Here is a 6094-nt window from a genome sequence, read left to right on the forward strand (position 1 = left end):
ATGCGGGTCATCTCGAACGCCGACATGCCCATGCCGGCGCCGGCTAGCAGATACGCCCATGACAGAGCGATAACCGCAGTAAGCGCGGCAACGACGACCAGGCGATCGCGCCTGACCACTGCCTCAAGTATGGCGTCGATGGGTACAGTCCTCACTTTTCCACCCGATCATGTTCGCGGAATTCGGGATATCTCTTTTCTGCGCCACCTCGACACCGGCCCTGCCCGAGGTCACGCGTCAAGCCATGCTGTAAGCCTTGATCTTTCGCGGACCAAGCCATTCTGGTTGAAGTGGTGAACACAGTAATGCGCCCATGAATTTTCGAACGCCATCTCCATGTCACCCGTCACCGAGGTCGTCCCCTGCCCGATCTCTGCGTAGGTAAATTCGAAACTGCCACTGGGACGTGCCAGTGCAATGTGGAACGGTTCGCCATTGAACTCGTTGATGATCGGCCTGCCACTGCTCTTCATGACGCCCGGTATGTCAACCCTTGCGGTTCTGAGCTCCAGGTTGGCTTCGAGATGGATCGGCACGAACAACGTCCTGCAAGATTCCGAGCATGTGGATGCAAATACGGAGAACAAATTGCTCAACGGCTCGCATGCCCCACCTGAGATGATTGTTTCAAGTGCCACCCGTTGATCTTCATCCGCGCCGTCGTCGATAACGATCAGGCGTTTTCCGTTTCCGTCCTTGATCTCGCCAGGCCACTTGTACAGGGCCGCCCAATTCAGGCCCGCGAGCGGCGTATCGTCGAAATGGCCTTCAACGATCTTGCCGACGAAGGCCGACTGACAATATCCATGGGTACTCGGCAAGTTGAACTGGCAACCGCAATTCACAGCGCAGTTGCAGTTGTCATAAGTTTCGCTCTTGAACAGCCATTGATGAGCCACGTCCCGATCGTCGGTCGAGACTTGCGTTGACTGGATGAAAGCCATGATGCTCAGCTCCCGTTCGCCGGAGCGATGTTCTGGTTGATGTGGAAGAGGTTGCTCGGGTCATAGCTCGCCTTCACCGCTGCGAGCCGCTCATAGTTGGCGCCATAGTTCGCGGGCGCACGGTGCTCGTCGTCGCCGGACATGAAGTTGACGTAGCCCCCATCGCCTTCCGAGTGGGAATGAATAGCAGCGTAGTAGTCCTTCATCCACTTGATGTTGGCCTCGTTGTCTCCAGAGTCCGACCAGATTCCCACAATCACCGGGGCAAAGCTCTTGTTGCGGTGCCCGAACGCGGTCTCGTTGGCGCCGACCCGTTGCGCCGCACCGTTGATCGGATGGAGATGCATGCTCGAGCTGATGTGCGGTGTCTTCTTGCCATGCTCGACATGAGCATCGATCGCCTCGTCGGTGAGCTCGGTGATGAAGTCTGCTTTCCAGTAGTGCTGCATGCCCTTCGGGACCAGGCTGTCGAAGGCGCTTTGCAGGGCCGGGAACGGCATGACGCGGACCTGCTCCGCCTTCACTTCGGCTGYGTCGCGCAGTGTCTTGAGTACCCGCTCGGCCTCCTCGTGCGGACCGTTCCAGCACGTGACCAGTACGCAGAACAGATCTCCGACCCGGTCCTCGGGGATAAACGGCAGAGGAGGTGCGATCTGCCAGCCGAAGAAGCATCCGAGCTGTTCGGGCGCATCCGCAATGAATTCGCGGTAGCACTTTAGGACCGCGGCGGCATCGTCGAACTCGCAGAACAACGGGCCGCCCAGGACGTCGCCGACCTCGTGAAGCTCAAACTCGAAGCTGTTGACGACGCCGAAATTGCCGCCGCCGCCGCGCAAGGCCCAGAACAAATCTTCGTTCTGGTAATCGTTMGCGGTGACCTGCCGGCCATCAGCGAGAACGACATCGGCCGCCAGCAGGTTGTCGATGGAGAGACCGACGCCGCGGGTCAGGTAGCCGATGCCGCCGCCTAGCGTCAGGCCACCAACCCCAGTCGTCGAGATGATCCCGCCGGGCGCTGCCAGGCCGAAGGGATAGGTCGCATGGTCGACATCACCCCACGTCGCGCCGCCCCCAACCCGGGCGACCTTCTTGACCGGGTCGACACGAACGTCGTTCATCCTCGACAGGTCGATGACCAGACCGTTTTCCACCGTGCCGAATCCGGGAACGCTGTGACCCCCACCACGAATGGCCAGGTCGAGGCCGGCGTCGCGGCCAGCAGCGACCGCGGCCATCACGTCGGCCGAGTCCACGCACTGGATGACGGCGCGGGGCTTGCGGTCGTGCATGGCGTTGTATACAGCGCGAGCGTGGTCGTAGTCAGAATCCGAGGGGGTGATGACGCGACGCCGAACCCTTTCGGTCAACGCCTTGATCATGTCGCTCATTGGATGCTCCAAGGATGCGCGAAGGATGCGCCCTCCGGCGTTCCAGAAGCGTTCCCTCTCAACCGGACTCACTCAGAAGGCYGGTGGCTGCCCGGAACGCCGGGAGATCATGGCCCGACGGGATAGTCTCGACGAGGTCCCCGAGTTGCTCACGCAGTGTCTGATCGGGAAATCGCCTGGCCAAGGAGTGGAGCGCCCGAAGCTCCAGCCAGCCCGCCCCTTGAGCGCTGGCGGTCTCGACGGCACTGCGCAAAGAAGCGGCGGCGGCTTCGGCTTCCCCGCTGCGAAAAGCCAGCTCTCCGTCGACTCGCCACAGCTCGGCCTCGAGATAGCGCTGGTTGCAGCTGTGTGACCACGAGAGCCCCTCGCGTGTGGCGGCTCGTCCCTGGCGGAACTCGCCGACCATGCCGCGAGCCCGGGCGAGGAGAAGGAGCGTGTAGGTCAGATGAAGGGTCTCCCCTTCGGTACGCGAGCGCGCCACCGACTGCACGATCTTCTCGATGCCGCCAGCCGATCCCCTGCACACGTCTAGCCAGCCCCGAAGGGCCTCCAGGACGAGCATGAAGTAGCGATCCGAAAAGCGCTTCCATAGACGGTCGGCCTCCCCGAGGAGCTCGGCGAGGCGAACGAGATCTTCGGATTCGGCCGCGATGATCGCCGCGTAAGTGATGACGTACCCCAACGTCATCAGATGATCGAGATCGACGGCGATCTCAAGAGCAGATCGGGCCGTCTCGTCGGCCCGGCCGGCATCTCCGGCCCACAGCTCGATCCAGGCGAGCCGTACCAGGCAGACCGCCTTCGGGTCCTGGGCGTACAACGCCAGATGCTCGTCGCGATGGGATAGGTCATAGGCTTCGATAGCGCCATCGAGATAGTGGCGGGCTCTGGCCAGATCGCCCCGCCAAAACGCGCTCACGCCGAAGAGGTATTGGCCCTCTGTCCTGGCGATCGGATCATGACTCTCATGCTCGAGAAGGGCTCGAGCGAGTTCATCGCAATCGTCGAAGCGGCAGCCCTGCAGCCGGGCGAGGCCGAGACCACGGAGGATCGGCGGCTGCACGGGTCTGTGAAGCTTKCGGCAAAGCGAWAGGGCTCGCTCTTAAAGTTGGTGCGCTCCCTTGGAGCCGTAACCGTCGAGGGCTACAAGCGGGGATCCGAAGGCGATCCGGATATCGAGTTCGAGCGCATCGCGGTCGGGTGACGGTGGCAAGTCGGCGAGCAGTGCGAGCGCTCGCTGGAACATGGTGACCGCTTCTTCGAAGGCCGACACCGCCACCGCTCGGCCCCCCGCCACGCGGTAGGCATCGATGGCCGGTTCGACCATGCCGGCCTGGTCATAGTGTGCGGCCAGCTGCGGGCTGGCCGCGTCGATGTCGCTGTGGAGCTCGACTGCAATCGCCTCGGCGACAGCCCGGTGGAGTTGGCGTCGACGAGCTGGGCTGACCATCTCTAGCGCGACCGCCCGAAGCTTGTCGTGACTGAAATCGTACGTGAGCCCCTGATCGCGGATGATCCGTCGACGCCAGAGTTCGTCGATGTGATCAATGAGCTCGCGCTCATCGATCCCAGTGGCCGACACGAGCAGACCGACTGAGAAGGGCCGACCGATGACGGCCGCCACTTCGGCTAGTCGGCGAGCGCCGTCAGTGAGTTGGCCCAGTCGGGCGCGCAGCACCGCCCGCATCGTCTGTGTGAGAATTGCTTGACTTCCATCAGAGGAGATCCCAGCTCGAAGAGCCTCAATAACAAAGAGTGGATTGCCTTCGGCCTCGCTCCAGAGTCGTGCTGCCAGTTTCCGATCAATCGCTTCCTCAGCGCGTAGCCGTGCAGCGAGCGTCGCAGTGGTGGCTTCGTCGAGTCGGTCAAGTGGCACGGTGGTCACTGCCTGGTCGTGGCCCAAGGCGTCGACGAGTCCAACGAGGGGATGATGCTGTGGGATTTCCTCCGAGCGGACAGTACCGACGATGAGGACCCGTGCCGTCTGTCGGGAACGGATGATGAAACCGATCAACTCGATGGTCTCGGCGTCACACCACTGCAGATCGTCGATGATCAGCAAGCGCGGGCGGTCGCCGACGACGATGGCTCGGGTCACAGCATCGAACAACCGACGGCGCTGAGCCAGGTCGCCCGCTTGGCTCCGCTTAGATGGCTGGGAAACGTCGCGGAGTTCGGGCAGGAGACGAGCGAGCTCAGCCCTCCAAACGGTGTCGAGCGTGTCGATGTGGCTTCGGAGAGCATCCGATCGGAGTAGGTCGACGACGGGACCCCACGGCAGTCTGCCCGCAGCCGCGTACGCACGAGCCGATGCCACCACGTGCCCCTCTGCTCGAACGCGGCGGCCGAGTTCCAGTGCGAGACGGGACTTTCCGATCCCCGGTTCCCCGGTCACCAACAAGAGATGTGCCCCACCCTCCTGCGCGGTGTTCCATGCCTCGTAGAGCTGGTTCCATTCGAGGTCGCGGCCGACGAAAGGCGATTCGGCGACGGGTAGCTCCTTGCCCGGCACTTCGTCGCGGTTGAGTGTGCCAGCCCGGAGCTGTTGGTACATGGCCCCGATCGCCTCGCCCGGTGCCACCGCGAGGTCGCGTTCGAGCACCTCCGCGTACCGATGGTAGGAGCGCAGCGCCGCGGCTCTATCGCCAAGCGCGAGATGTGCTTCCATCTGAACTCGAACGGCCGCTTCGTCGGTCGGCTCCAGGTCGATGATGCGTTGGGTATGTCTGATCGCGGCTTTGTGGTCGTCACGCGCCGCAGCCGCTTCTGTCAGCCTTACGAGGGCCCCATACGCCTCGGCTCGACGTTTCGCTCGCTCATTCAGGACCCAGTCGTCATAACAAGCCGGAAGGAGATCGCCCGAATAGAGGCGCGCGGCGAGCTCGAAATCACCGGCCGCCATGGCATCCTGGAACCTCAGCACGTCGACCTCGCTTGACCCACTCGGAATCCACCGCAAAGTCTCGTTGTCGATCTCGACGAACTCATCGATGTCGGGAAGGGAATGACGGAAGTCGTGGAGCAGCTTTCTGAGGTTGGTGCGCGCCTGACGTTCGTCGGAGTCGGGCCAGAGCTCGAACGCGAGTCGTGAGCGGTGCTGCGGATCTCTCCGTAACGCGATCAACCCCAGAAACCGTTGCAAGCGAAGAGAGTTGAAGGCGCGAAGACGCCGGCCGTCCAAGATGATCTCGACTGCACCAAGAAGTCGGACCTGTAACCGCGTCGGCCGTTCGCCACCGACCCCGCTCGTGTCACTCGGCATATGGCTCCTCCGGTTGCGGTAGCTCTGAAAGTCCGCTGTGTCCTTCGCCTGTGTCGATAGCAAGCCGATCAGCAGGCTCCGGGCGGAAGCCGCGGGATTGTGGTGTGGTGTTCACATCCCCCTACCTCAGTATCGTCGTTTTCCTGCGACCGTTGCCGGGTTGGGCCAAGGATCCAGCTTGTTGCGTTAGCGGCTTCAATTCACCAGACAGTTCCATGTTGATGTTGTGAAACCGTCCACAACTCTTCGATGTGACTCACGGCCGAGTACGATGCACACATCGCCAAGTTTAGGCCACCAGGTGGCCCAAGACCGGCTGAAATCTCACCGGACCAGAGTGGAGTACGCGGGTTCCGAACCTCAGCTCTTCCCGCAAGCTGCCGTTCCGCCGAGTACTTGGCAAGCAAACGCGAATGTCGCCTCGGGGTCGAGAACAGCAGCTCGATCGTGATCGCGCGAACGACTCCAGCGTCCAGCGCGAAGGCAAGGCATCCGATACC

Annotated in this window: 4 protein-coding genes; all 4 read right to left on the minus strand. The window is 62.3% G+C overall.

From position 1 onward, the window contains the following. Positions 1–230: 230 nt before the first annotated feature. From AC1DY5_RS38580 to AC1DY5_RS38595, 4 genes are read right to left on the minus strand one after another with little or no spacing between them, the layout of a single operon-like run. Positions 231–944, minus strand: a complete 714-nt coding sequence (locus AC1DY5_RS38580) for a DUF1326 domain-containing protein (RefSeq protein ID WP_478119735.1) — start codon at positions 942–944, stop codon at positions 231–233. Positions 945–949: 5 nt separating this feature from the next. Next, positions 950–2332 carry an FAD-binding oxidoreductase gene (locus tag AC1DY5_RS38585; RefSeq protein WP_478119736.1) on the minus strand — a complete coding sequence of 461 codons (1383 nt, stop codon included), beginning with the start codon at positions 2330–2332 and terminating at the stop codon, positions 950–952. 58 nt (positions 2333–2390) lie between these two features. After that, positions 2391–3395, minus strand: coding sequence for a hypothetical protein (locus AC1DY5_RS38590; protein WP_478119737.1), 1005 nt, complete (start codon positions 3393–3395; stop codon positions 2391–2393). Positions 3396–3434: 39 nt separating this feature from the next. Next, positions 3435–5594, minus strand: coding sequence for an ATP-binding protein (locus AC1DY5_RS38595; RefSeq protein ID WP_478119738.1), 2160 nt, complete (start codon positions 5592–5594; stop codon positions 3435–3437). Between the last annotated feature and the right edge of the window lie 500 nt (positions 5595–6094).

This window comes from Variovorax sp. P4_D9, assembly GCF_056401695.1.